Annotated in this window: 26 protein-coding genes and 1 pseudogene; 13 read left to right on the top strand and 14 right to left on the bottom strand. The window is 72.7% G+C overall.

Translation table 11 applies throughout. The features are described from left to right. A pseudogene (locus tag ABFX54_RS51880) lies at positions 1–435 on the bottom strand (hypothetical protein); the annotation flags it as partial. Positions 436–537: 102 nt separating this feature from the next. Here ABFX54_RS51880 and ABFX54_RS51875 point away from each other — a divergent pair. The 3 genes from ABFX54_RS51875 to ABFX54_RS51865 are packed head-to-tail and all read left to right on the top strand — an operon-like array spanning position 538 to position 2,889. After that, on the top strand, positions 538–1,155 hold the full coding sequence (locus ABFX54_RS51875; RefSeq protein WP_346114652.1) for a DedA family protein: 618 nt from the start codon (positions 538–540) through the stop codon (positions 1,153–1,155). Next, positions 1,139–2,254, top strand: coding sequence for a sensor histidine kinase (locus ABFX54_RS51870; protein ID WP_346114651.1), 1,116 nt, complete (start codon positions 1,139–1,141; stop codon positions 2,252–2,254). The genes ABFX54_RS51875 and ABFX54_RS51870 overlap by 17 nt, the downstream gene beginning before the upstream one ends. After that, positions 2,245–2,889: a response regulator gene (locus ABFX54_RS51865; RefSeq protein WP_346114650.1), complete on the top strand. Its 645-nt coding sequence runs from the start codon at positions 2,245–2,247 to the stop codon at positions 2,887–2,889. Before ABFX54_RS51870 ends, ABFX54_RS51865 begins: the two co-directional genes overlap by 10 nt. 12 nt (positions 2,890–2,901) lie before the next feature. Here the strand turns inward: ABFX54_RS51865 and ABFX54_RS51860 are convergent, their stop codons facing one another. Next, on the bottom strand, positions 2,902–3,771 hold the full coding sequence (locus ABFX54_RS51860) for a GNAT family N-acetyltransferase (RefSeq protein WP_346114649.1): 870 nt from the start codon (positions 3,769–3,771) through the stop codon (positions 2,902–2,904). A 61-nt stretch (positions 3,772–3,832) separates the two neighbouring features. Further along, on the bottom strand, positions 3,833–4,546 hold the full coding sequence (locus ABFX54_RS51855; RefSeq protein ID WP_346114647.1) for an SDR family oxidoreductase: 714 nt from the start codon (positions 4,544–4,546) through the stop codon (positions 3,833–3,835). A 159-nt stretch (positions 4,547–4,705) separates the two neighbouring features. On the opposite strand from ABFX54_RS51855, the gene ABFX54_RS51850 reads away from it, so the two are divergent. Genes ABFX54_RS51850 through ABFX54_RS51840 form a run of 3 tightly spaced genes read left to right on the top strand, consistent with a single transcriptional unit; the run spans position 4,706 to position 6,164 of the window. Continuing rightward, positions 4,706–5,305 (top strand): TetR/AcrR family transcriptional regulator, encoded by a 600-nt coding sequence (locus ABFX54_RS51850; protein WP_346114646.1) that lies wholly within the window; start codon positions 4,706–4,708, stop codon positions 5,303–5,305. A gap of 41 nt (positions 5,306–5,346) precedes the next feature. Then, a complete protein-coding gene (locus ABFX54_RS51845) occupies positions 5,347–5,727 on the top strand; it encodes a hypothetical protein (RefSeq protein ID WP_346114644.1) in 381 nt (126 codons plus the stop codon). Then, entirely contained in the window at positions 5,724–6,164 is a 441-nt protein-coding gene (locus tag ABFX54_RS51840) for a MarR family winged helix-turn-helix transcriptional regulator (protein WP_346114643.1), read from the top strand. The genes ABFX54_RS51845 and ABFX54_RS51840 overlap by 4 nt, the downstream gene beginning before the upstream one ends. A gap of 13 nt (positions 6,165–6,177) precedes the next feature. On the opposite strand, the gene ABFX54_RS51835 is transcribed toward ABFX54_RS51840, so the two are convergent. Both ABFX54_RS51835 and ABFX54_RS51830 read right to left on the bottom strand, forming a co-directional pair. Continuing rightward, positions 6,178–6,549, bottom strand: a complete 372-nt coding sequence (locus ABFX54_RS51835; RefSeq protein WP_346114641.1) for a YybH family protein — start codon at positions 6,547–6,549, stop codon at positions 6,178–6,180. Positions 6,550–6,553: 4 nt separating this feature from the next. Then, a complete protein-coding gene (locus ABFX54_RS51830; protein ID WP_346114640.1) occupies positions 6,554–7,267 on the bottom strand; it encodes an SDR family NAD(P)-dependent oxidoreductase in 714 nt (237 codons plus the stop codon). Positions 7,268–7,489: 222 nt separating this feature from the next. Between ABFX54_RS51830 and ABFX54_RS51825 the strand changes: the two genes are divergently transcribed. Together ABFX54_RS51825 and ABFX54_RS51820 are read left to right on the top strand one after the other, a co-directional pair. Then, positions 7,490–7,834, top strand: a complete 345-nt coding sequence (locus ABFX54_RS51825) for an antibiotic biosynthesis monooxygenase (protein ID WP_346114638.1) — start codon at positions 7,490–7,492, stop codon at positions 7,832–7,834. 57 nt (positions 7,835–7,891) lie between these two features. Next, positions 7,892–8,560 (top strand): TetR/AcrR family transcriptional regulator, encoded by a 669-nt coding sequence (locus ABFX54_RS51820; protein WP_346114637.1) that lies wholly within the window; start codon positions 7,892–7,894, stop codon positions 8,558–8,560. Between the two features lie 16 nt (positions 8,561–8,576). Here ABFX54_RS51820 and ABFX54_RS51815 read toward each other — a convergent pair whose 3' ends face one another. After that, positions 8,577–10,070, bottom strand: coding sequence for an FAD-dependent monooxygenase (locus ABFX54_RS51815; protein WP_346114635.1), 1,494 nt, complete (start codon positions 10,068–10,070; stop codon positions 8,577–8,579). A gap of 279 nt (positions 10,071–10,349) precedes the next feature. On the opposite strand from ABFX54_RS51815, the gene ABFX54_RS51810 reads away from it, so the two are divergent. Together ABFX54_RS51810 and ABFX54_RS51805 are read left to right on the top strand one after the other, a co-directional pair. After that, the gene (locus ABFX54_RS51810; RefSeq protein WP_346114634.1) at positions 10,350–10,895 is read left to right on the top strand and encodes a dihydrofolate reductase family protein; all 546 of its coding nucleotides are present in this window, start codon (positions 10,350–10,352) and stop codon (positions 10,893–10,895) included. Positions 10,896–10,897: 2 nt separating this feature from the next. Further along, positions 10,898–11,299: a hypothetical protein gene (locus ABFX54_RS51805; RefSeq protein WP_346114633.1), complete on the top strand. Its 402-nt coding sequence runs from the start codon at positions 10,898–10,900 to the stop codon at positions 11,297–11,299. 24 nt (positions 11,300–11,323) lie between these two features. On the opposite strand, the gene ABFX54_RS51800 is transcribed toward ABFX54_RS51805, so the two are convergent. The 3 genes from ABFX54_RS51800 to ABFX54_RS51790 form a co-directional block, all read right to left on the bottom strand. Beyond that, a complete protein-coding gene (locus ABFX54_RS51800; RefSeq protein ID WP_346114632.1) occupies positions 11,324–11,572 on the bottom strand; it encodes a hypothetical protein in 249 nt (82 codons plus the stop codon). Positions 11,573–11,580: 8 nt separating this feature from the next. Continuing rightward, positions 11,581–11,733, bottom strand: a complete 153-nt coding sequence (locus ABFX54_RS51795) for a hypothetical protein (protein ID WP_346114631.1) — start codon at positions 11,731–11,733, stop codon at positions 11,581–11,583. A 66-nt stretch (positions 11,734–11,799) separates the two neighbouring features. Then, positions 11,800–12,222, bottom strand: a complete 423-nt coding sequence (locus tag ABFX54_RS51790; RefSeq protein WP_346114630.1) for a pyridoxamine 5'-phosphate oxidase family protein — start codon at positions 12,220–12,222, stop codon at positions 11,800–11,802. Positions 12,223–12,381: 159 nt separating this feature from the next. Here ABFX54_RS51790 and ABFX54_RS51785 point away from each other — a divergent pair, with 159 nt between their 5' ends. Next, complete coding sequence (locus ABFX54_RS51785) at positions 12,382–12,810, top strand: SRPBCC family protein (protein WP_346114629.1); 429 nt, start codon at positions 12,382–12,384, stop codon at positions 12,808–12,810. 88 nt (positions 12,811–12,898) lie between these two features. On the opposite strand, the gene ABFX54_RS51780 is transcribed toward ABFX54_RS51785, so the two are convergent. Both ABFX54_RS51780 and ABFX54_RS51775 read right to left on the bottom strand, forming a co-directional pair. After that, positions 12,899–14,230: a serine hydrolase domain-containing protein gene (locus ABFX54_RS51780; RefSeq protein WP_346114628.1), complete on the bottom strand. Its 1,332-nt coding sequence runs from the start codon at positions 14,228–14,230 to the stop codon at positions 12,899–12,901. A 175-nt stretch (positions 14,231–14,405) separates the two neighbouring features. Continuing rightward, entirely contained in the window at positions 14,406–15,350 is a 945-nt protein-coding gene (locus ABFX54_RS51775) for a CE1 family esterase (protein WP_346114626.1), read from the bottom strand. Positions 15,351–15,570: 220 nt separating this feature from the next. Between ABFX54_RS51775 and ABFX54_RS51770 the strand changes: the two genes are divergently transcribed. Further along, a complete protein-coding gene (locus tag ABFX54_RS51770; RefSeq protein WP_346114625.1) occupies positions 15,571–16,113 on the top strand; it encodes an AAA family ATPase in 543 nt (180 codons plus the stop codon). Positions 16,114–16,232: 119 nt separating this feature from the next. Next, positions 16,233–17,204: a phosphotransferase family protein gene (locus ABFX54_RS51765; protein WP_346114624.1), complete on the top strand. Its 972-nt coding sequence runs from the start codon at positions 16,233–16,235 to the stop codon at positions 17,202–17,204. 29 nt (positions 17,205–17,233) lie between these two features. On the opposite strand, the gene ABFX54_RS51760 is transcribed toward ABFX54_RS51765, so the two are convergent. From ABFX54_RS51760 to ABFX54_RS51750, 3 genes are all read right to left on the bottom strand, one after another. Then, a complete protein-coding gene (locus tag ABFX54_RS51760) occupies positions 17,234–17,428 on the bottom strand; it encodes a CsbD family protein (protein ID WP_346114623.1) in 195 nt (64 codons plus the stop codon). Between the two features lie 92 nt (positions 17,429–17,520). Beyond that, a complete protein-coding gene (locus ABFX54_RS51755; RefSeq protein WP_346114621.1) occupies positions 17,521–18,324 on the bottom strand; it encodes a hypothetical protein in 804 nt (267 codons plus the stop codon). 93 nt (positions 18,325–18,417) lie between these two features. Next, positions 18,418–18,736 (bottom strand): helix-turn-helix domain-containing protein (locus tag ABFX54_RS51750; RefSeq protein WP_346114620.1); only part of this gene is annotated, 319 nt, incomplete at its 5' end.

Here is an 18,736-nt window from a genome sequence, read left to right as displayed (position 1 = left end):
CGCGACTCGCGCGTGGTGGTGATCGGCGGCGGCGAGCGTGGCGGCGGCCAGTTCGCGCACGCGCTGGAAGTCGTCGGCGTCCAGCAGCCCGGCGCGCCAGGAGTCGTGGTCGCCGGGGGAGACGCCCGGCAGGATGCGTCCGCGGGTGAGCAGTTGCAGCGCGATGAGCGCCGCGCCGCCCCAGAAGCGGGCGGCCGGGTGGGCGGCGGGGTCCTTGCGGGCCCTGGCCAGGGTGGCCACCGCCGTGCCGACGGGGACGAGGGTGGCGGGGACGGTCCTGGTGCCGGGCTCTCCCGGCCCTCCTGGCTCGCTCGCTTCCGCGATGGTGATCAGGTCGTCGCCGGCGGGGTCGAGGAAGGCCACGTGCCCCTCGCGTGGCGGGTCGCCGGGCTGGAAGATCGCGGCGTGCCGGGTCAGGTCCGTGGAAGAGCTCACGGCCGTACAGTGTACGGTACGGATGGGGTGGGGTTTACCGCAGTGTCATACGGGCAGCCGCCCCATTCCGCACGTTCCCCGATTTTTCATAGCCTTGATCTCATGACTGACTGGCTGGTTGGACTGATGGAGAGCCTGGGCGCCCCCGGCGCCGGGCTCGCCATCGCCCTGGAGAACCTGTTTCCGCCCCTTCCTAGTGAGGTGATCCTGCCACTGTCGGGCTTCACCGCCAGCAGGGGCGAGATGGATCTCCTCGATGTCCTGGTGTGCACGACGCTCGGCTCGGTGATCGGCGCGCTCGCGCTGTACTGGGTCGGAGCGCTGCTGGGCCGTGAGCGCACCCTGGCCATCGCCGCCAAGCTTCCCCTCGTCAAGACCTCCGACATCGAGAAGACCGAGGCGTGGTTCCAGCGCCACGGCCGCAAGACCGTCTTCTTCGGGCGGATGATCCCCATTTTCCGCAGCCTCATCTCCATCCCGGCAGGCGTCGAGCGGATGCCCGTCCTGACGTTCACGCTGCTGACCACGGCCGGCAGCCTCATCTGGAACACCATCTTCGTGATGGCCGGCTACTGGATGGGCGAGCAGTGGGAGCTGGTGGAGTCCTACGTGGGCATCGGCACCAACGTGGTGATCGGCCTCGTGGTGCTGGCGATCGTCGTCTTCGTCGGCGTCCGGCTGACCGAGCGGCGCAAGGGGAGGCATGCGAACCGCCCTTGACGGGTTGCGCGGGGCCGGCGCGGCGGGCGGCATCACGGCGGGAGCGGTGGCGCTCGGCGCGCTCACCGCGCCGGTCGAGCTGGTCTTCCTGATGCTGACGCTGCCGTTCCTGGGCAATCCCAACGTACGGGCGTCGGCGCGGCGGCTGGCCCGGCTGGAGGCGTGGCGCCTGCGCCTGGACCCGTCGGCGCTCGACTACCGCGACGCCCGCGCGGCCGGCTATCTGGCCGCGCGGGCGCCGATCGGGGTGCTCGGCGGGCTGGTGCTGCTCCTGCTGGCCTGGGGCGCCTGGACCGGCGTGCAGATCGTGGCGGCGTGGGGCCGGGGCGAGCCGTTCGACGGCATGCTGCCCACGGCGCCACTGGTGGCGTACCTGTCCCTGGCCGGGTTCGTGACGCTCTTCCTGGTGCTGTCGGGCCTGGCCGGGGTGCACGCCCTGGAGCGCCGCCTGGCGCTGCGCCTGCTGGGCCCCGACCCGACCGAGGCGCTGGAGCGGCGCATCGCCGAGCTGGCCGAGAGCCGGGCGGGCATCGTGGCCGCGGTTGACGCCGAACGCCGCCGCATCGAACGTGACCTGCACGACGGGCTCCAGCAGCGGCTGGTGGGGCTGTCGATGCTCATCGGCCGCTCGCTGCGCGGCCGCCCCGAGCTGCTCGCGCAGGCCCACCAGGAGGCGCAGCAGGCGCTGGCCGAGCTGCGCGAGGTGGCCTGGCGGGCCTACCCGAGCGGGCTGGACTCGCTCGGGCTCGGCGAGGCGCTGGCCGGGGTGGCCGAGCGCTCCAGCGTGCCGGTCAAGGTGGACTGCCGGCTCGGTGAGCGGCCGCCGATGGCGGTGGAGACGGCGGCGTACTTCGTGGTGTGCGAGGCGGTGACGAACGCGGCCAAGCACGCCGGGGCCGCGCTCATCGCGGTCGAGGTGGAACAGGAGGACGGGGCGGTGGCCGTACGCGTGCGCGACGACGGCGCGGGGGGCGCGCGGGCGTCCGGCGGCGGCCTGTCGGGGCTGGCCAGGCGGGTGGCGGCGCTGGACGGCCAATTCGAGGTCAGCAGCCCGGCGGGCGGGCCGACGGTGGTCACGGCGGTGCTCCCGTGCGGGTGATCCTGGCCGAGGACTCGACGTTGCTGCGTGAGGGCCTGATCCGGCTGCTGCTGGAGGAGGGTCACGAGGTGCCGGCCGCCGTGGGCGACGGGCAGGCGCTGGTGACGGCGGTGACCGAGCATCGGCCGGACATCGTGGTGGTGGACGTACGCATGCCGCCCACCCACACCGACGAGGGCCTGCGGGCCGCGCTGGAGATCCGGCGGCGCTGGCCGGAGATCAAGGTGCTGGTGCTGTCGCAGTACGTGGAGAAGCGCTACGCCACCGAGCTGATGAGCTCCGACGTCGAGGGCGTCGGCTACCTGCTGAAGGACCGGGTGGGCCAGGTGGGCGACTTCCTGGACGCGCTCGAACGGGTCGGTGCGGGCGGGGCGGCGTTCGACCCCGAGGTGGTGCGGCAGCTGCTGGCGCGGACCACGCAGGTGGATCCGCTGGCCCGGCTGACGGCGCGCGAGCGCGAGGTGCTGGAGCGGATGGCGCAGGGGCTGACCAACGCCTCGATCGCCCAGTCCCTGCACGTGTCGCAGAGCGCGGTGGAGAAGCACGTCAACTCGCTGTTCGACAAGCTCGGCCTGTCGCACACGACCGGCTACAGCCGCCGGGTGCTGGCGGTGCTGCACTTCCTGGAGTCGTGACCGGGCCGGGCGTCAAGGAGTGTCGCGGTACAGATCCAGCCTTTCCGACACCCGTTCCATTCCGGCCGAGAGGTAGGTGGCGACGCCGCCGGTGTTACCGCTCGGCGTGTAGACGGCCACGCTGGACGAGCCGAGCTCCCGCAGCGCGCGGGCCGCCGCATGAGTGATCGCCCGGCCGTGGCCGTGGCCGCGGTGGTCGCGGTGCACGCCCAGCGGCTCGATCAGGCCGATCCTGCCCGGGCCGGCCGACCACACCGCCACGGCCGCCGCCGCGCGTCCCTGCCGGTCGCGGGCGAGCAGGCAGCGCGCGTCCGCGTACGGCGCGCCCGCCGCCATCGCGTGCCAGCGTTCGCCGTCGAACGTCGAGCCGTCGAACGACGCCCGCACGACCGCGGCCCACTCGTGGGCCCGCTCCGGCCCGATCTCCTCGACGAGGACGCCGGGATCGGGCACGGGGGCGCCGAGGTCGAGCCGGAGCAGCGTCCACGCCTCGCCGCTCCGCCAGCCGTCCTCGGCCAGCAGGTCCCTGACCAGGGCCCCGGCCGGCGCCTCCACGTACACCTTGCCGGCGGGCAGCACACCGCTCCCGGGCGCCGACGCGTCCGCGGCCACCCGCCGCGCCAGCTCCTCCTCGCGCAGCGTTCCCGGCGCGAACGCCAGCCGCAGCAGGTCGGGGCCGTCCAGCAGCCCGACCGCCAGCAGCTCCGCGCCCCGGCTCCAGGTCCGCGTGGCCCGCGCCGTACGCTCCGCGCCGAACCGCCAGAACCACCCGATGTCGCCCGGATGCACCTGCACGGGCACGTCGTCGTGCTGCCACTGCGCCAGGACCCGCGTCACGTCGCCGAGCCGGCCCGCCTCGGGGGTGCCCATCTCGATCGTCATGCCTTCGATCAGACACCAGCCCGTCGGCCCGGCGCACCTGGATATTCCGCCGGCGCCCCGGTCAGTTGGGCTGGCCGATGGGCCGGACGGTCACGGTGTTGACGTCGACGCCCGCCGGCTGGTCGAGGGCGTAGCAGATGGCCTCGGCGACGGGCTCGGGCGCCAGGGCGTAGGCGGGGACGGCGTTGTCCTGCCAGAAGGGGGTGTCGATCATGCCGGGGTTGACGAGGGTGACACCGACGCCGCGGGTGGTGGCGTACATGCGCAGGTTCTCGGCGAGCCCGGTGACGGCCCACTTGGTGGCCGAGTAGAGGTTGGCAGGGGCGTTCTTCAGCCCGACGACGCTGCCCACGAGCACCAGCCGCCCGCCGCCCGCCTCAAGGTGGGGCAGGGCGGCCCTGGCCAGCAGGGCCGGGCCGAGCACGTTGGTGAGGATCATCGGCGGCCACAGCGCCGGGTCGCCGTCGAAGATGGTCGAGCCCGCGGTGCTCAGGTGGTCGGCGGAGGCGAACCCGGCGTTGGCCACCGCGGCGTCCAGGCCGCCGAAGCGCTCCACGGTGCGGGCCACGGCGTCCTGGGTGGCCTCCCAGTCGGCCGCGTCGGAGACGAGGCCGAGCAGCCGGTCGCGGTGGCCGGTCTCGTCCAGGAAGGACTTGAGCTTGCCTTCGTCGCGGCCGGTGACGGTCACGCGGTGGCCGCGGCCGAGCAGCAACCGGGCGGCGCTCGCGCCGACGCCGCTGGTCGCACCGGTGATGAGTACGGTCTTGCCAGTCATGGTCATGCTCCCGGAGATGGGCGTTCGATCGGATCGTGCTGATGGCGCGGGAGCCGGCGTCGCCTGCGCCGCGAAATTCCAACGCTCGTGTTGCTGTTTCCTCTCCACTGTAACCCGGCGCGATTCCAACTGCAACGTTGGTGTTGGTACGATGTGCGCATGGCTTGGGACGTCGAGGGAACGAAACGCCGCATCTACGAGGCGGCGCTGGCCGAGTTCGCCCAGCACGGCCAGGAGGGCACGACCGTCGACCGGATCGCCAAGCGCGCCCAGGTCAATCGCGAGCGGGTCTACAACTACTTCGGCGACAAGGCGAAGCTGTTCTCGGTGGTGATCCGCGGCGAGCTGGACAAGATCGCCAACGCCGTGCCGCTGGTCATCACCAGCCCCGCGGACGTCGGCGAGTTCGCCGGCCGGACCTTCGACTACCAGCGGGCCAACCCCGACCTGGCCCGGCTGGTGCTGTGGGAGGGGCTGTCGGACACCGGCGGCATCCCGGACGAGCTCGCGCGCACCGAGCTCTACGCCGGCAAGGCCGCGGCCGTGGCGGCGGCGCAACGGGCCGGGCTGATCGACGACGCCATCGCGCCTGCACACCTGGTCTTCCTGATCATCTCCCTGTCGAGCTACTGGTCGGCGGCGCCGCAGATCGCCCGCATGTTGTCCGGCGGCGACGCCTCCCACGAGGCGGAGGCCGCCCGCCGCCGCGCCGCCGTGGTCGAGGCCGCCCGGCGGATCGCCACCCCGCCCGCCGCCTGACCCCTCACGCGGGATGTATGTGTTTCGCATACACTTCAGGGATGGAACCGGCACTGGAAGCGGCCATCGGCGAGTGGCACGCGAGCGTCAACGAGGGTGACCTGGAACGTTCGGCGCGGGCGGTCGGCGATCCGATCGTCGTCCTCGGCCCGAAGGGGGCGGGAGCGATCACGCCCGCGCAGTTCGCGCGGTGGGTGGAACGGTCGGGGATCACGTCGCGCCCGCGGTCGTGGCACCCGGTCGGCGAACGTCTCATGGTCGTGGAGCAGGACGCCACCTGGCCGGGTTCGCCGGACTCGACGCGGGTGGCGACGGTGTTCCGGGTGCGTGGCGGAAAGGTGACCGCCGCGCTCCGCCTGCCGGATCTCCGGCAGGCGCTGGAGCTGGCCGGGCTCTGCGCGGCGATGGCGGCCACCGAATGAGCGCGCCGGGGCCTGGGCAGGCGTTGTTCGCGTTCGTCCGGTACTGGTCGCGCCGGCCGCCGGTCGGTGACGGCGAGCCGGCCGAGCACGGCCGGCTCGTGCTCGCCGCCGAGGCCGTCCACGCGCTGACCCTGCGCGGGGCCGCGGCGACGGTCAACGCCGTGGCCCAGGAGATCGGCATCGACCAGAGCGGCGCGTCGCGCCTGGTCAAGGCCGCGGCCTTGGCCGGATACCTGGCCATCGGGGCCTCGGAGGCGGACGGGCGGCAGCGTCAGGCGACGCTCACGTCAGCCGGCCGCACCCTGCTTGATCAGGCCCATGACTGGCAGGAGCGGGTCTTCGACCGGCTGACGGAGGGCTGGAGCGAACGGCGGCGCCGCGAATTCCAGCAGGCGATGACGGACCTGATCGAACGATCCGGCGCGCCGCACGCCTGACGCCCGGCCTGCCTCAGCCGAGCTGGGAGACCTGGTAGTGGGCGATGAGCCAGTCCGCCCCGGCTCGCCGTACCAGCACGGCGAGGTTGACGTGGAGGGACGGGCGGTCGGCGAAGGAGAACTCGACGGCCAGATAGCCGAGGACGAGGCCGGCGGCCAGATCCCTGGTCTCCAGGATGCGGTACGCGGCCGTCAGGCCGGGCGGCTGGGAGTCGTAGTAGGCGGCGACGCCCGGCCGTCCGACGCTGTAGGGGCGCAGGCCCTGGAAGATGGCGTCCTCGGTGAACAGGGCCGCGACGCGCTGGGGCTCGTGCGCGTCCACGCCGGCCTTCCACTTGTCGAGGACGCCGCGCAGGACCGTCTCCCGGTCGTTCTCGCCGCTCATCGCGTCAGTGGCCGGCACTGACGCCGCCGTCGACGTGCAGGATCTCGCCGGTGACGAAGGGGGCGTTCTCCAGGTAGACGACCGCGTCCACGATGTCCTTCGTCTCTCCCAGCCGGCCCATCGGCTGCAGCGCCGCGAGGGCGTCGTGCGTCTCTCGCGGGTGCATGGGGGTGGCGATGGTGCCCGGCGAGACGGCGTTGACGCGGATGCCGCGCGTGGCGTACTCGATGGCCAGCGACCTGGTGGCGGCCTGGAGGCCGCCCTTGGACAGCGCGGCCAGCACGGACGGGACGCGCGAGTCGGGGTTGTCGATCAGGCTGGTGGTGATGTTGACGATGTGGCCGCCGCCCTGGGCGAGCATGTGCTCGGCGGCGAGCTGGGTGATGTGGAAGAAGCCGTCGAGGTTCACCGCGGTCACGGCGGCGTAGTCGTCGGCGGTGTAGTCGGTGAACGGCTTGGCGACGAAGATGCCGGCGTTGTTGACCAGGGTGTCGACCCGGCCGAACCGTTCGACGGCCGCCTTCGTCGCCCGTTCGGCGGTGGCGCGGTCGGCGACGTCGCCCTGCACGGCGATGATGCCGGGGTCGTCGGGGGCGGTGATCGTGCGGGAGATCGCGACGACGGCGTAATCGAGCCGGCGGTACGCCTCGACGAGGCCGGCTCCGATGCCCTGCGACGCGCCGGTGATGAGCGCGACCTTCTGACCCTGGTGGTTCATGATGACCTTCTTCGATGTTGCTGCTGACCGGCCGCTTAGCCGACCGGTCGTCTATGATGGTAGACGACCGGTCGACAATCGTCAAAAACCCGGACGGCGCGTGGGCCGCATTCGGCTGCGGCGACCTGCGCGAATCCGGCTGGGGCGGCTCACGCCACCCCCGAAACGGACGTGATAGAGCAGAGAGGTCGAAGATGGTCCCAGCCGAGCACGGAAGGAAGCATGATGACAGCGGACGAACCTCAGCCCTCGCCGGGCATGACGATCGAACTGGCCCGGTTCAGGGTGCGGGAGGGGGCCGAGGACACGTTGGTGGCCGAACGGCCGGAGATGGTGGCGGCGTTGCGGCGGCGCTTCCCGGCCTGCCTGGCCGCCTATCTGACCAAGGACGACGACGGCGAGTGGCTGGACGTGATCCTGTGGCGCAGCCGGGCCGAGGCCGAGGAGGCCGCGCGGGAGATCAACTCGGTGCCGGAGTGCGCGGCGTGGTTCCGTCACATCTCGGAGTCGGGCGGGCTGCGGCATGTGGAGGTCGTCTCGGCCTGGAGCCTCTCGGGCGGCCTGTGACCGGTTCGCTAGTCGACCGGTCCAGTAGAAGTAGACGACCGGTCGTACACTAGCAATATGGGACGAACGAGTGACGCCAAGGAGAGGATCCTCAGCGCCGCGCAGACGCTCATCGAGCTGCGTGGTTACTCAGCGCTGGGCGTGGCCGAGATCTGCAAGGCGGCCGGAGTGCCGAAGGGTAGTTTCTACTACTTTTTCGCCTCAAAGGAGGATCTCGCCCTGGCCGTCATCGACGAACACTGGGCCGCCCAGCGCGGCGACTGGGAGCGCATCCTGCGCGGCGGCGATCCGCCGCTCCAGCGCCTGCGCCGGCTGTTCGAGGCGACCCAGGCCGTCCAGCACGCCGGGCAGCAGAGCTGCGGCACCGTCTCCGGCTGCCTGTTCGGCAACCTGACCCTGGAGATGAGCAACCAGACCGAAGCCCTCCGCGTGCGCCTGCAGCAGATCTTCGGCGCGCAGGTCGACCTGGTGGACGAGGTCGTCACCGAGGCCAGGGAGCGCGGCGAGGTCACCGTCGCCGACACCCGCGAGGCCGCGCGGTCCGTGGTCGCCCAGCTTGAGGGTCAGGTGCTCTTCGCCAAGCTCTACAACGACACCGGGCGCCTCGACCTGCTGTGGGCGAACTGCCTGGCCATCCTGGGCGCCATCGCGAGTGGCGCCACGGTAGGCGCCGCCGGGGGTGCCGCGGCCGTCACCGCGCCGGGCCACGAGGCGCCGGCGCGGTGAGGCTTCCCTGACGGCCTCAGCCGGTGGGGTTGCCGAACCAGCGGGAGAGCTGCTCGTCCAGGCCCTGCTGATCGTCGCCGATCCAGGCCACGTGGCCGTCGGGGCGGAGCAGGACGCACGGATGATCCACGGACGCGGTCGGATCCGCGACGTGGTCGACCCGGTCCGACCAGCCGCCCGTGGTCAGGCGTTCGGTGCGGTCCAGCAGCAGGCCGCGACCTCGGCGCAGCAGATCGTAGAGCCGGCCCTGCTTCACGTCGAGGTCGGGCAACCGGCGGCCGAGCAGGGCGGGGCCGGGGCCGAAGTCGTAGCGGACGCCGATCGCGGCGATCTTCTCGATCAGGTGCCGGTTCACCTCGTCGAAGTCCATCAGTTCGGCCAGCAGCCGGCGCACGGCTCGCGGGCCGGGCCCGGGGGACAGCAGCTCGGCCTGGGCGCGGGTGTTGTCCAGCACGTCCTCGGCGACCGGGCGGCGTTCGGCCTGGTAGGTGTCCAGCAGTGACGCCGGCGCCCAGCCGCGGATCCGCCCGGCCAGTTTCCAGCCGAGGTTGACCGCGTCCTGAACGCCGAGGTTGAGCCCCTGCCCGCCGATGGGGGGATGGATGTGCGCCGCGTCGCCGGCCAGCAGCACCCGCCCGTCCCGGTAGCGTTCGGCCAGCCGGGTGGCGTCGCCGAAGCGGGACAGCCAGCGCGGGGAGTGCACGCCGAAGTCGGTTCCGGCGACGGCGCGCAGCCGCCGCCGGAAATCCTCCAGAGTGGGTGGTTCCGCCCGGTCGCCGACCTCCCCTGCGGGGACGACGACGCTGTAAACCCCCTGGCCGAAGGGGCGGATCCAGAAGGGGTGCGGCAGCTCGCGCAGTGCGGTGAGCGCGGCGGCGATCTCCTCCTGCGGCACGCCCGCAGCCATCTCGCCCATCAGCGTCTCGGTCCGCGCGGGCTCGCCGGGGAAGCCGACGCCGAGCAGCTTGCGCACCGTGCTGCGCCCGCCGTCGCAGCCGACGAGATAGCGCGCGCGCAGGCGTTCGCCGCCGGCCACCTGGACGGTCACACCTGCGTCGTCCTGCTCGAACCAGGTCACCGCATGGCCGCGCCGGACGTGTGCGCCGAGGCCGGTCGCGTGCGCTTCGAGCAGGCGCTCGATGACCGGCTGCGGGATGCCCAGCAGGTAAGCGTGCGCGGAGTCCAGGTTCTTGGGCACGGGTTTGTCGATCGCGGCGAAGAATCCGGCGGCCGGTCGCTTTCGCCCGTGTTCGAGCAGGCGGTCCAGCAGGCCGCGCATCGCCATCAGCTCAAGGCTGCGCATGTGCAGGCCGACGATGCGGACGAACGACTTGGGCTCGGTCTCCTGCTCCAGGACGAGGACCCGTACGTCGTGCAGCCGTAGCTCGGCGGCCAGCATCGCGCCGGTGGGCCCGCATCCGGCGATGATCACGTCGTACGCGTGATCGGGGACGCCGGGCCCGGACGTGCCGTCCGACGGCGGTCCGGCGGGGAAGTGCGGAGCGTTCATGGTGGCGCCTTTCGGGAGTGCCCTGGTGGCGAGGCGCTCCCGGCGACACCTACGTCAATCGCCGGCCGTGACGGGGAGGGGGAGCACCCACATCGCTACAGCGTTCATGGGACTCACCTCCTCGGGCGGTGTCACGGACAACGGCAAGCTACAAGCCCGCGCCCGCGCACGTCCAATCCTTTCCCGCACGGGCCCACCCTTCCTTGACAAACAGATTTGTCGGTGGGAGGGTGAAAGCCGTCCGCCGGACAAAACTATTTGTCAAGGAGTGGAGTCCCCATGAGAAAGATCATCGCGACCCTGTTCATCTCCCTCGACGGTGTCACCGAGGCGCCGGAGACCTGGCACTTCCCCTACCTGAACGACGAGATGAACCAGGTGGTGGCCGCCCAGATGGAGGCCGCGGACGCCCTGCTGCTCGGGCGGCGCACGTACGAAGTCTTCGCCGCGCACTGGCCGCGCCAGGACGCCACCAAGGACCCCATGGCGGCGACGCTCAACGCCGCGCCCAAGTACGTCCTCTCCACCACCCTGACCACCCCGTCCTGGGAGAACACCACCGTCCTGGCCGGCGACCCGCACAAGGAGCTGACCCGGCTCAAGGAGCGGCCGGGCAAGCACATCGGCGTCACCGGCAGCGTGTCCCTGGTGGCCTGGATGTTGCGCGAGGGCCTGCTGGACGAGCTCACCCTGCTCGTGCACCCCATCGTGCTCGGCGCCGGCAAGCGCCTGTTCGATGATGGGATCGGCACCCTCCCGCTCACGCTGACCCGTTCCGAGACCTTCAGCACCGGCGTGCTGAACCTGACCTATGAGAGGGCCTGACCATGGCCGCCAAGACCGTCGCCGCCAAACTGCTCGTCAAGCCGGAGACCACGCTCTGGATCTCCGACCCGGCCCACCGCCCGCTGGTGGAGCCGCTGCCCGAAGGGGCCCGCTACACCGAGGAGCTGAAGGAGGCCGGGGTCGCGGTGTTCTTCGCCGCCGACGCCGCGGCCGCCCGCCGCCTGCTCGGCGAGCGGCGCGCGCATCTCGCCGAGCCTGCCGTCGTCTGGGTGGCCTACCCCAAGGGCAACCGGTCCGACATCAACCGCGACACGTTGTGGCCCATCGTGGGGGAGTTCGGGCTGCGGCCCAACGGTCAGGTGGCGGTGGACGAGCTGTGGTCGGCGCTGCGGTTCCGGCCGCTGAGGGAGGGCGAGGCGCCGTTCACCGGTGGGCGCGGCTGATCCCCGCGCACATTCGGCTTTCGGCTAGGCGCTGCGCCAATGACAGTACATCTGGGCCGTCCCGGGAATGGGCAGGACATATCCCCACTTGCAGGAACTGCGTGCGGAACGGATCTCGCGATGAACCATCGTCACGATCGCGTGGCTGCCCTGAGCCTGGTAGACCACCGTTCCCGATGAGTTGTGGGTCCTGATGTGCGCGATCACGTTGCCGGTCGTGACCACGGCCGTTCTGCCGCCGCTGATCTCGTCGTTCGCGCGGCCGCTGCTCACGGTCTCGTTCAGGCCGGTCCACCGACTGCGGCAGAGGACCAGGGCGGCGGCCTGCCCCGCCCCGAACCGACGGCCACGATCATGCTGCCCACCTCGCCGTCGGGGGTGACGAACGGCGGGAGCAGGTCCGCGTCCGCCTGTGTCCTGGACAGCATCGCCACGCACGAATCGGCTTGCGAAAATCTGGCTCGAAAGGCGGGAAATCACTCTGACCCGGGCGGGAGGTGTCACGGGCTGAAGGTGTGGAAGCCGGTGACGAGCTCGGGCTGGATGCGGGCCACGAGGTCGATCGGGCGGCCGGGCCAGGGCTTGAGGCGGGTCATGGCCCGGCCGAGCTCGTCCGGGTCGGTCAAGGGTCCGGCCCGGCCGGTGAGCGTGACGCTCCAGCCCAGGCGGGTGGCCGGGTCCAGCAGGTCGGCCTCGTACACCACGGGCGCGGGCTTCGTGAGCAGCGCGGCGAGGTCGGTGTCGCCGGGCAGGCCGGTGAGCAGGGCCCCGTCGTCCATGACGTGCGGAATGAGCCGGATGGCCGGCAACGCGCGGCTGATGAACACGATCCGGCCGTAGGACACGTTCCGCAGCAGACGCAGGGACTCGGATCGGGACAACCGCCTGGTCACCGGAGGGGGCGGCGTGGTTCGGTGTGGCACGCTCCCACCCTGCCGCGAGCGAGACCGCCGGGATAGGGACGAAAGTCCCGACGTCGCCGGACGGACGATCTTCCGGTCCGCGCGCCTGCGGGCGCCGTCCCCGTCCGGGGGCGAGGATGGGCCTGAGCCATCGATCGGCCACCAGATGGGGGAAACCCGGTGAAACCCGTGTACGCGGCCGCCGCCGCGCATGTGCCCGCGCCGCCGGAGCAGGTGTTCGAGCTGATCACCGACTGGCCCAGGCACCAGGAGTGGATGTTCATGACCACGGCCCGCCAGGTGAGCGAGCGGGAGCTGGAGGCGTACACGGGCGTGTGGCCGATCGGGTTCCTGGACACGATGACGATCACCCACTGGCAGCCGCCGACGCTGATGCGGGTCACGCACACCGGCCGGATCGTGCGCGGCCGGGGCGCGATCCGGGTCAGCCCGTGCCGGGACGGCAGCCGCGTGGTGTGGGCCGAGGAGCTGGAGCTGCCGCTCGGGGTGCTGGGGTGGGCGGCGTGGCCGCTGGTCCGCCCGTTCGCCGTCGCGCTCGCGCGTCACTCGCTGCGTACGCTGTCCTCGCTGCTTCCCGTGCACGTGTGAGCGGGGCCGGCCCGCCGGCATGACGGGATCCGGCGCTCCTCGTGTTGGCCGGCCTGGTCGCGGGACCTGGCCGGCCTCGGGGCGCGGGTCAGGCGTGCCAGTCGCCCGCGCCGCCCGGCACCGGCGCGGCCGGGGCGTAGGGCTCGCGGGTGAAGATGAAGGTGTTGAGGTCGAGGTGGTCGGCGGCCGGCCGCAGCGTCTCGCCGGCGTAGTAGCCGTCGAGCCCGAGCCAGGTGCCGTCGTCCTGCGGCACGAACCGCGAGGCCCGCCCGCCTCCGCCGATCGGCTCCAGCGCCAGGCCGCGGTCGGGCAGCAGCCGCAGCGCGTACGGCTTGGGCCCCCAGTGCCACAGCCCGGTCAGCGCCAGCAGGTCGGGGTCGGCGGGCACGGGCCCCCACTCGTCGGGCAGGCGCGGCTCGTGCTCATCCAGGATGTCGAGCAGGTCGGTGAGCAGCGTGCCGCTCATGCCGGAGGTCGTGTTGGCCATGAACAGCACGCCCACGCTCTCCGACGGCTGGGCCCAGACGGTGGCCAGGAAGCCGGGCATGGACCCGGAGTGGCCGGACAGGCGGCGCCCGCCGGTCCTGGCCAGTTGCAGGCCCAGCCCGAACCCGCCGATCCAGGCGTCGCCGTCGTCGACGCCGGCGGGTTCGCGCATCTCGGCGAGGGTGTCGGGGCACAGCACGCCGTCGGTCTCGCCGCACAGGAACGCCGCCCAGCGGGCCAGGTCGTGCGGGGTGGACCACAGCTGGCCCGCCGGCGCCATCGCGTCGGCGTCGTGCTCGGGCTCTTCGAGGACGACGTCGGCCCAGGGGTGGACGGCGTAGCCGGTGGCGTGGGGAGGGCGGGGACGGGTGGTGGTGTCGTGCATGCCGAGCGGATCGAGCACCTCGGCGCGCAGCGCCTTGAGCCAGGTGGTGCCGCGCAGCCGGCCGACGAGCTCGCCGAGCACGGCGAAGCCGACGTTGGAGTAGTGGAAGCGGCGGCCGGGCCGGTGTTTGAGCTCCTCGGGCCCGACCCTGTCGAGCAGGTCGGCCGCGGGGATGCCGGGGGTGCGCTCCCACCAGGCGGTGGGCGGCTCGGCGGTGAGCCCGGAGGTGTGCGAGAGGAGCTGGGCGATGGTCAGGTGGCCGAGGCGGGTGCCGGGCAGGTGCTGCTCCAGCGGGTCGTTCAGGCTCAGGGCGCCCTCGTCGCGCAGCCGCATGACGACGACGGCGATCATGCTCTTGGTGATCGATCCGATGCGGTACTGGGTGGCGGCGGTCGGGGCCGCGTCACCGACGCGCCCGCGCCCCCCGAACCATACGGTCCGCCCGTCGCGGACGATCGCCGCCGTCAGCGACGGCACCCTGCACTCGGCCTGTTCGACGGCGAGCCTGCGCATCAGGGCGCGCGCCGCCGGCTGTCCCACCTGACTCATGAGCGACAAGATTAGTGGTTGGAACGGGGTGAGCTGCGGCTGTTCGCGATGCCTGATCGCGGAAGCGCCCGCCATGGCCGGGCCGGCCATGGCGCATTGGTCACCGTTTGCAACGGTCGCCGGTTGCGGCGCTCACTGGTGTCGGCCTGTCGCCGGCCGTCACCGGCCGAGGCGGTCAGCGGGAGGGGGCGCGGTCGAAGGTGTCGAGGATCAGGCCGGTGGCGTCCAGGTCGCGGGTCGTGGCCCCGAGCCAGGGCACCTCGATGCCGCCGGGCCAGGTGTGGCCGCCTCCGTCGACCGTGTAGAGGCGCAGGGTGACGCCGGCGGGGCATGAGGTCCACTCGCGCAGCCGTACCTGGCCGGTCAGGGAGCGGGTGGTGCGGCCGGTGCAGCCGAGGCGGGCGGCCCAGCCGCCGGCCGCCCGTTCCACCGGGTCGAGGACGACGAGGTCGGCGAGCGCGCGCAGGTCGCCGGTGGCGTCGCGCAGCGGATGGCCGCCGCGGTAGGGGACGATGCGGTCGGCGGTGCCGTGGAAGGCCACGATCGTGGTCGGGACGGCGTTCGCGCAGGGGCGGACGATGTTGAGGCCGGCCACGGCGGCGACGGCGGCCAGGCGTCCGTCCAGGGCGCAGACCAGCGCGGCGGACATGGCGGCGCCGTAGGACGTGCCGGCGGCGAACTCGCGCCCGGTGTCGACGCACAGGTTGCGCCGCAGGTGGTCGAGGAGGGCGGCCAGGAACGCGGCGTCGTCGGGGCCGGCGGTGCCGGGGAGGGTCCAGCCCATGCGTCCGTCGGCGGCCTGCGGGGTGGCCACGATGTAGCCGCGGCGCGAGCCCTGCTCGGCCAGCCGGCTGTAGGCCGTCTGGCGGCTCGCGGTGGAGTTGAGTCCGTGCAGGTCGAGGATGACGGGGTGGGGGCCGTCACCGTCGGGGACCGAGAGCAGGAAGCGGCGTTCGAGACCGGCGTGGCCGAGCCGGTGGGTGCCGGGCTCCAGCCGGGTGGCGGCCTGGCAGCCGCTGGTGGGGGCGGCCTGCGCGGGCGGGCCCGGCGGGGGCGGCGCGGTATCGCAGCGGGCGATGAGCAGGAGTGCCGCCAGCACCAGGGTCGCGCGTGTGGGCATCGGGCGCCTCCCGCAGCCGTGTGGGGGTCCTGGTTGGCAGTCTGCGGGACGGGGCGGTCGCGTGCGAGCCGTTCGCGGCGGGTGTAGGTTGGGGTGAGCCCTTGCTGGTGGCCGCGCGTGTCGATTCCGCCCGGCCCGAGGGGTTCTCCTGGTGGTGGCGTCCGGCCCTCCCCTTCTTCTCTTTTTCCGTTCGTGTGCCTGGAAGGCAGCCCGTACGACGATGAAGCGTTACATCCTCACCGGAACCCCCGGTTCCGGAAAGACGACGATCCTGCACCGGCTGGCGGCCCTCGGCCATGCGACGGTGGAGGAGGCCGCCACGGCGGTGATCGCGGCCGAGCAGGCACGCGGCGAGGCCGAGCCGTGGACGCGGCCGTCCTTCATCGACCAGGTCGTGGCCGTGCAGCGGCAGGCGACGCTCGCTCCTGCCGCGGCTCGGCGGGAGTGGCGGTTCTTCGACCGTTCGCCCATCTGCACGTACGCTCTGAGCACCTTCGTCGGCCATCCGATCTCCCCGGCGCTGTCGGCCGAGATCGACCGGATCACCCGTGAACGGGTCTACGAGCGCGAGGTGTTCTTCGTGCGTAATCTCGGGTTCTGCGAGCCGACCGCGGCCCGCCGGATCGGCTTCGAGGAGTCGCTGGTGTTCGAGCGGCTGCACGAGGAGACCTACCGGACCTTCGGTTACCGGATCGTGGACGTGCCGGCCGGGCCCGTGGCCGGCCGGGTGGCGGCGATCGAGGCCGCCGTGGGCGCCGGCTGAGACGGCGGCGCCGCCCGGTGTCCTGCGGAAAAGCAGGAGACGGATCCGCGCCTCCTGTGCCAGCATGCTCGCCGATGCCGATTTCCGCTCACGAGCCGCCTGTGCCACCATCCTCGGCCATGCCCATGCCCATGCCCGTGTCGATGCCGATGCCGATGCCGATGCCGATGCCGGGCCAGGAGCCGGGCGCCGAGACGCTGGCGGCGATCGCCGCCCTGCACGGAGCCGGCGGAAGGATCCGGCCGCTTCCGCAAGGCGTGGCCAACCACGCCTTCCTGCTGGGCGAGGAGCTGGTCGTCCGCATCCCGCGAGCCGAGCGCTTCGTCGCGGACCTGGTCAAGGAGGCCGAGGTCATCCCCGTGGCCGTGCGCGCGGAGGTGCGGACGCCGCCGCTCGTCGCCTTCGACGACTCACGCTCGGTGGTGGACGTGCCGTACATGGTGCTGGAGCGGGCGCACGGCGACGACCAGCCGCGCCTGGACCTGCCCGGCGACCGTGCCGCCGGCGGCCTGCGCCAAGTCGGACGGGACCTGGCCCGGCTGCACCGCGTACGCAGGACCGCCGGGCCCGCCCTGGCCACCGTGCCCGTGGCGGACGGCGCCGTGGACGCGCCGGCCCTCGTCGAGGACCTTCACGCGGCCGGCTGGCTCGACGCCGAGGCCGCCCGCTGGCTGACCGGCTGGGCCGGCCGCCTGTCGGCGCACCTGCCCGCCGACCCGCCCCTCGTCCTGGCGCACGGTGACCTCGCGCCACAGAATCTGCTCGTCCACCCGGAGACGTCCCGACTTTCCGGGATCGTGGACTGGGGTGACGCGCAGTGGGCGGACGCGGCCGCCGACTTCGCCAAGGTGCCGCTCACCGGTGTCCCGGCGGTACTGGCCGGCTACCGGGAGGAATCCGGCGAGACGGACGTGCCGGGGTGGGAGGCCCGCGTGTTGTGGTATCACCTCACGTGGGCCCTGGCGCGGCTGGCCGACCCCGTCCCGCATCCGGGCGAGCGCCACTGGAGCGCCCCCGCGGCCGGCCGGCTGCTCGGGCTGCTGCGCTTCTTCGCCTCAGGCCCGCCGGCCCCCTGGCCCGCTCTGGCCTGACCCCCCGGCTCGACGCGGCGGCCCGGCGTTCACTTCTTGAAGGCGTCCTTCACCTTCTTGCCCGCGTCCTTGACCTTCTCGCCGGCCTGCTTCAGGCCGCCCTCGGTCCGGTCGGCGCGCCCCTCGGCGCGCAGCCGCTCGTCGCCGGTGGCGTCGCCGACGTTCTCCTTCGCCCGTCCCTTGAGCTCCTGAGCCTTGTTACGGATCTTGTCGTCGGTGCTCATATCTGTGCCTTTCCTGGTCGAATTCCCGCGAGCCCTTGTCCTAACCGAGCGGGAAGGCCGGAAACGTGCCTCCCGCTCGCGCGGGCCGACGATCACCGGTTTAGGCGGAAGGAATGCCCGTCGGGGTCGAGGATGACGCGGACGTCGGGCTGCGGCTGGAATCCGGCCTCGGCCGCCCCGCACTCCAGCGCCCACCCCGCCTCCTCGGGCTCGCCCTGGTCCGGGCCTTCCTCCGCGGTGACGAGCCGGCCGAGCAGCCGGGCGTAGAAGCGCGCCTGCTCACGCGGCTGCGAGGTGGCGACGGTCACGGAGGTCAGCTGGAGACGAGGGGGCGTGACGATCGGTTCCTTTCGGCGGCGGGCCCGGGATCGGCGGCGGGCCTGGATCAGCGCCGGCAGGCCCGGCCGTCCCATCGCGTGATGTCCTGCCCGGGGACCTTCTCGTTCAGGCATCAGCCGTGTCTCTTGCCGGTGCGCAGCTCGTAGTCGGTGAGCTGCACCACGGCGGGGGTTCTCGCCTCGCGCGAACTTCGCCCGGGCATCCTGCCACCAGGCGACCACCACGGCGACGAACAACAGAACGGCGAAGACGCCGATGCCCGCCTCCGCGGAAGACGACACGGCGTCCAGCCCGAACCAGAGGGCGCCCGCGCCGATGGCCACGAAGGTGACGACGGAGAGCGTTCCGGAGGCGCGCTTCGGCGGTTCGGGGGCGGCGGCCGGCGGTGCCGTGACCGGGGTGGGGGAGAGGGCCTCCCGCACCATGCCGCATTCGGGGCAGCGCCACGGCTCGGCGTCGCCGGCCGAGTCGGGGCGGGCGCAACGGTGGCTGTCCAACGAGGTCCTCGGGTGGGTCAGATGGGCGCGCTCGATCTTGGTGGCGCCGCTTTCCCACACCCGTGCAGCCTGAACCAGGCCTGTGCGCGCGCCGGTGCGGGTGAGGGGCGGTGGGGCGATGAACCCGGTGGTGTGGGATGGTGAACCCGGCGGTCACGTCCGCACGGCCGCCGGGCGCCGGGCCGGCGGGTAGGCCGGCCAGGCGAGGCCGTCGATCGCGAGCCACGGCGCGGCGGCCAGGGCCGTGGGTGCGAGCCCGGTGAACGTCCTGATCTCGCGGTGGAGGTGGGACTGGTCGACGTAGCCGCTCTCGGTGGCGACGCGGGCGGCGGGGTGTCCCGCGGCGAGCAGGTGGGCGGCGTGGTCGAAGCGCACCAGCCGGGCGGCGCGTTTGGGGGTGATGCCGAGCTGGGACCGGAACCGGGACCACAGGCGCTTACGGCTCCACCCGACCTCGTCCGCCAGCCCGTCT

Source organism: Nonomuraea maheshkhaliensis (assembly GCF_039529435.1).
Classification (GTDB): domain Bacteria; phylum Actinomycetota; class Actinomycetes; order Streptosporangiales; family Streptosporangiaceae; genus Nonomuraea; species Nonomuraea maheshkhaliensis.
The sequence above is the reverse complement of the archived record's forward strand: the minus strand, read 5'-3'. Positions and strand labels throughout refer to the sequence as shown.

Bases quoted from the DNA above. Each gene is read 5' to 3' on its own strand.
- ABFX54_RS51875 (WP_346114652.1), top strand. From the start codon at position 538: ATGACTGACTGGCTGGTTGGACTGATGGAGAGCCTGGGCGCCCCCGGC.
- ABFX54_RS51870 (WP_346114651.1), top strand. From the start codon at position 1,139: ATGCGAACCGCCCTTGACGGGTTGCGCGGGGCCGGCGCGGCGGGCGGC.
- ABFX54_RS51860 (WP_346114649.1), bottom strand. From the start codon at position 3,771: ATGACGATCGAGATGGGCACCCCCGAGGCGGGCCGGCTCGGCGACGTG.
- ABFX54_RS51855 (WP_346114647.1), bottom strand. From the start codon at position 4,546: ATGACTGGCAAGACCGTACTCATCACCGGTGCGACCAGCGGCGTCGGC.
- ABFX54_RS51850 (WP_346114646.1), top strand. From the start codon at position 4,706: ATGGCTTGGGACGTCGAGGGAACGAAACGCCGCATCTACGAGGCGGCG.
- ABFX54_RS51845 (WP_346114644.1), top strand. From the start codon at position 5,347: ATGGAACCGGCACTGGAAGCGGCCATCGGCGAGTGGCACGCGAGCGTC.
- ABFX54_RS51840 (WP_346114643.1), top strand. From the start codon at position 5,724: ATGAGCGCGCCGGGGCCTGGGCAGGCGTTGTTCGCGTTCGTCCGGTAC.
- ABFX54_RS51835 (WP_346114641.1), bottom strand. From the start codon at position 6,549: ATGAGCGGCGAGAACGACCGGGAGACGGTCCTGCGCGGCGTCCTCGAC.
- ABFX54_RS51830 (WP_346114640.1), bottom strand. From the start codon at position 7,267: ATGAACCACCAGGGTCAGAAGGTCGCGCTCATCACCGGCGCGTCGCAG.
- ABFX54_RS51825 (WP_346114638.1), top strand. From the start codon at position 7,490: ATGATGACAGCGGACGAACCTCAGCCCTCGCCGGGCATGACGATCGAA.
- ABFX54_RS51820 (WP_346114637.1), top strand. From the start codon at position 7,892: ATGGGACGAACGAGTGACGCCAAGGAGAGGATCCTCAGCGCCGCGCAG.
- ABFX54_RS51815 (WP_346114635.1), bottom strand. From the start codon at position 10,070: ATGAACGCTCCGCACTTCCCCGCCGGACCGCCGTCGGACGGCACGTCC.
- ABFX54_RS51810 (WP_346114634.1), top strand. From the start codon at position 10,350: ATGAGAAAGATCATCGCGACCCTGTTCATCTCCCTCGACGGTGTCACC.
- ABFX54_RS51805 (WP_346114633.1), top strand. From the start codon at position 10,898: ATGGCCGCCAAGACCGTCGCCGCCAAACTGCTCGTCAAGCCGGAGACC.
- ABFX54_RS51780 (WP_346114628.1), bottom strand. From the start codon at position 14,230: ATGAGTCAGGTGGGACAGCCGGCGGCGCGCGCCCTGATGCGCAGGCTC.
- ABFX54_RS51775 (WP_346114626.1), bottom strand. From the start codon at position 15,350: ATGCCCACACGCGCGACCCTGGTGCTGGCGGCACTCCTGCTCATCGCC.
- ABFX54_RS51770 (WP_346114625.1), top strand. From the start codon at position 15,571: ATGAAGCGTTACATCCTCACCGGAACCCCCGGTTCCGGAAAGACGACG.
- ABFX54_RS51765 (WP_346114624.1), top strand. From the start codon at position 16,233: ATGCCCATGCCCATGCCCGTGTCGATGCCGATGCCGATGCCGATGCCG.
- ABFX54_RS51760 (WP_346114623.1), bottom strand. From the start codon at position 17,428: ATGAGCACCGACGACAAGATCCGTAACAAGGCTCAGGAGCTCAAGGGA.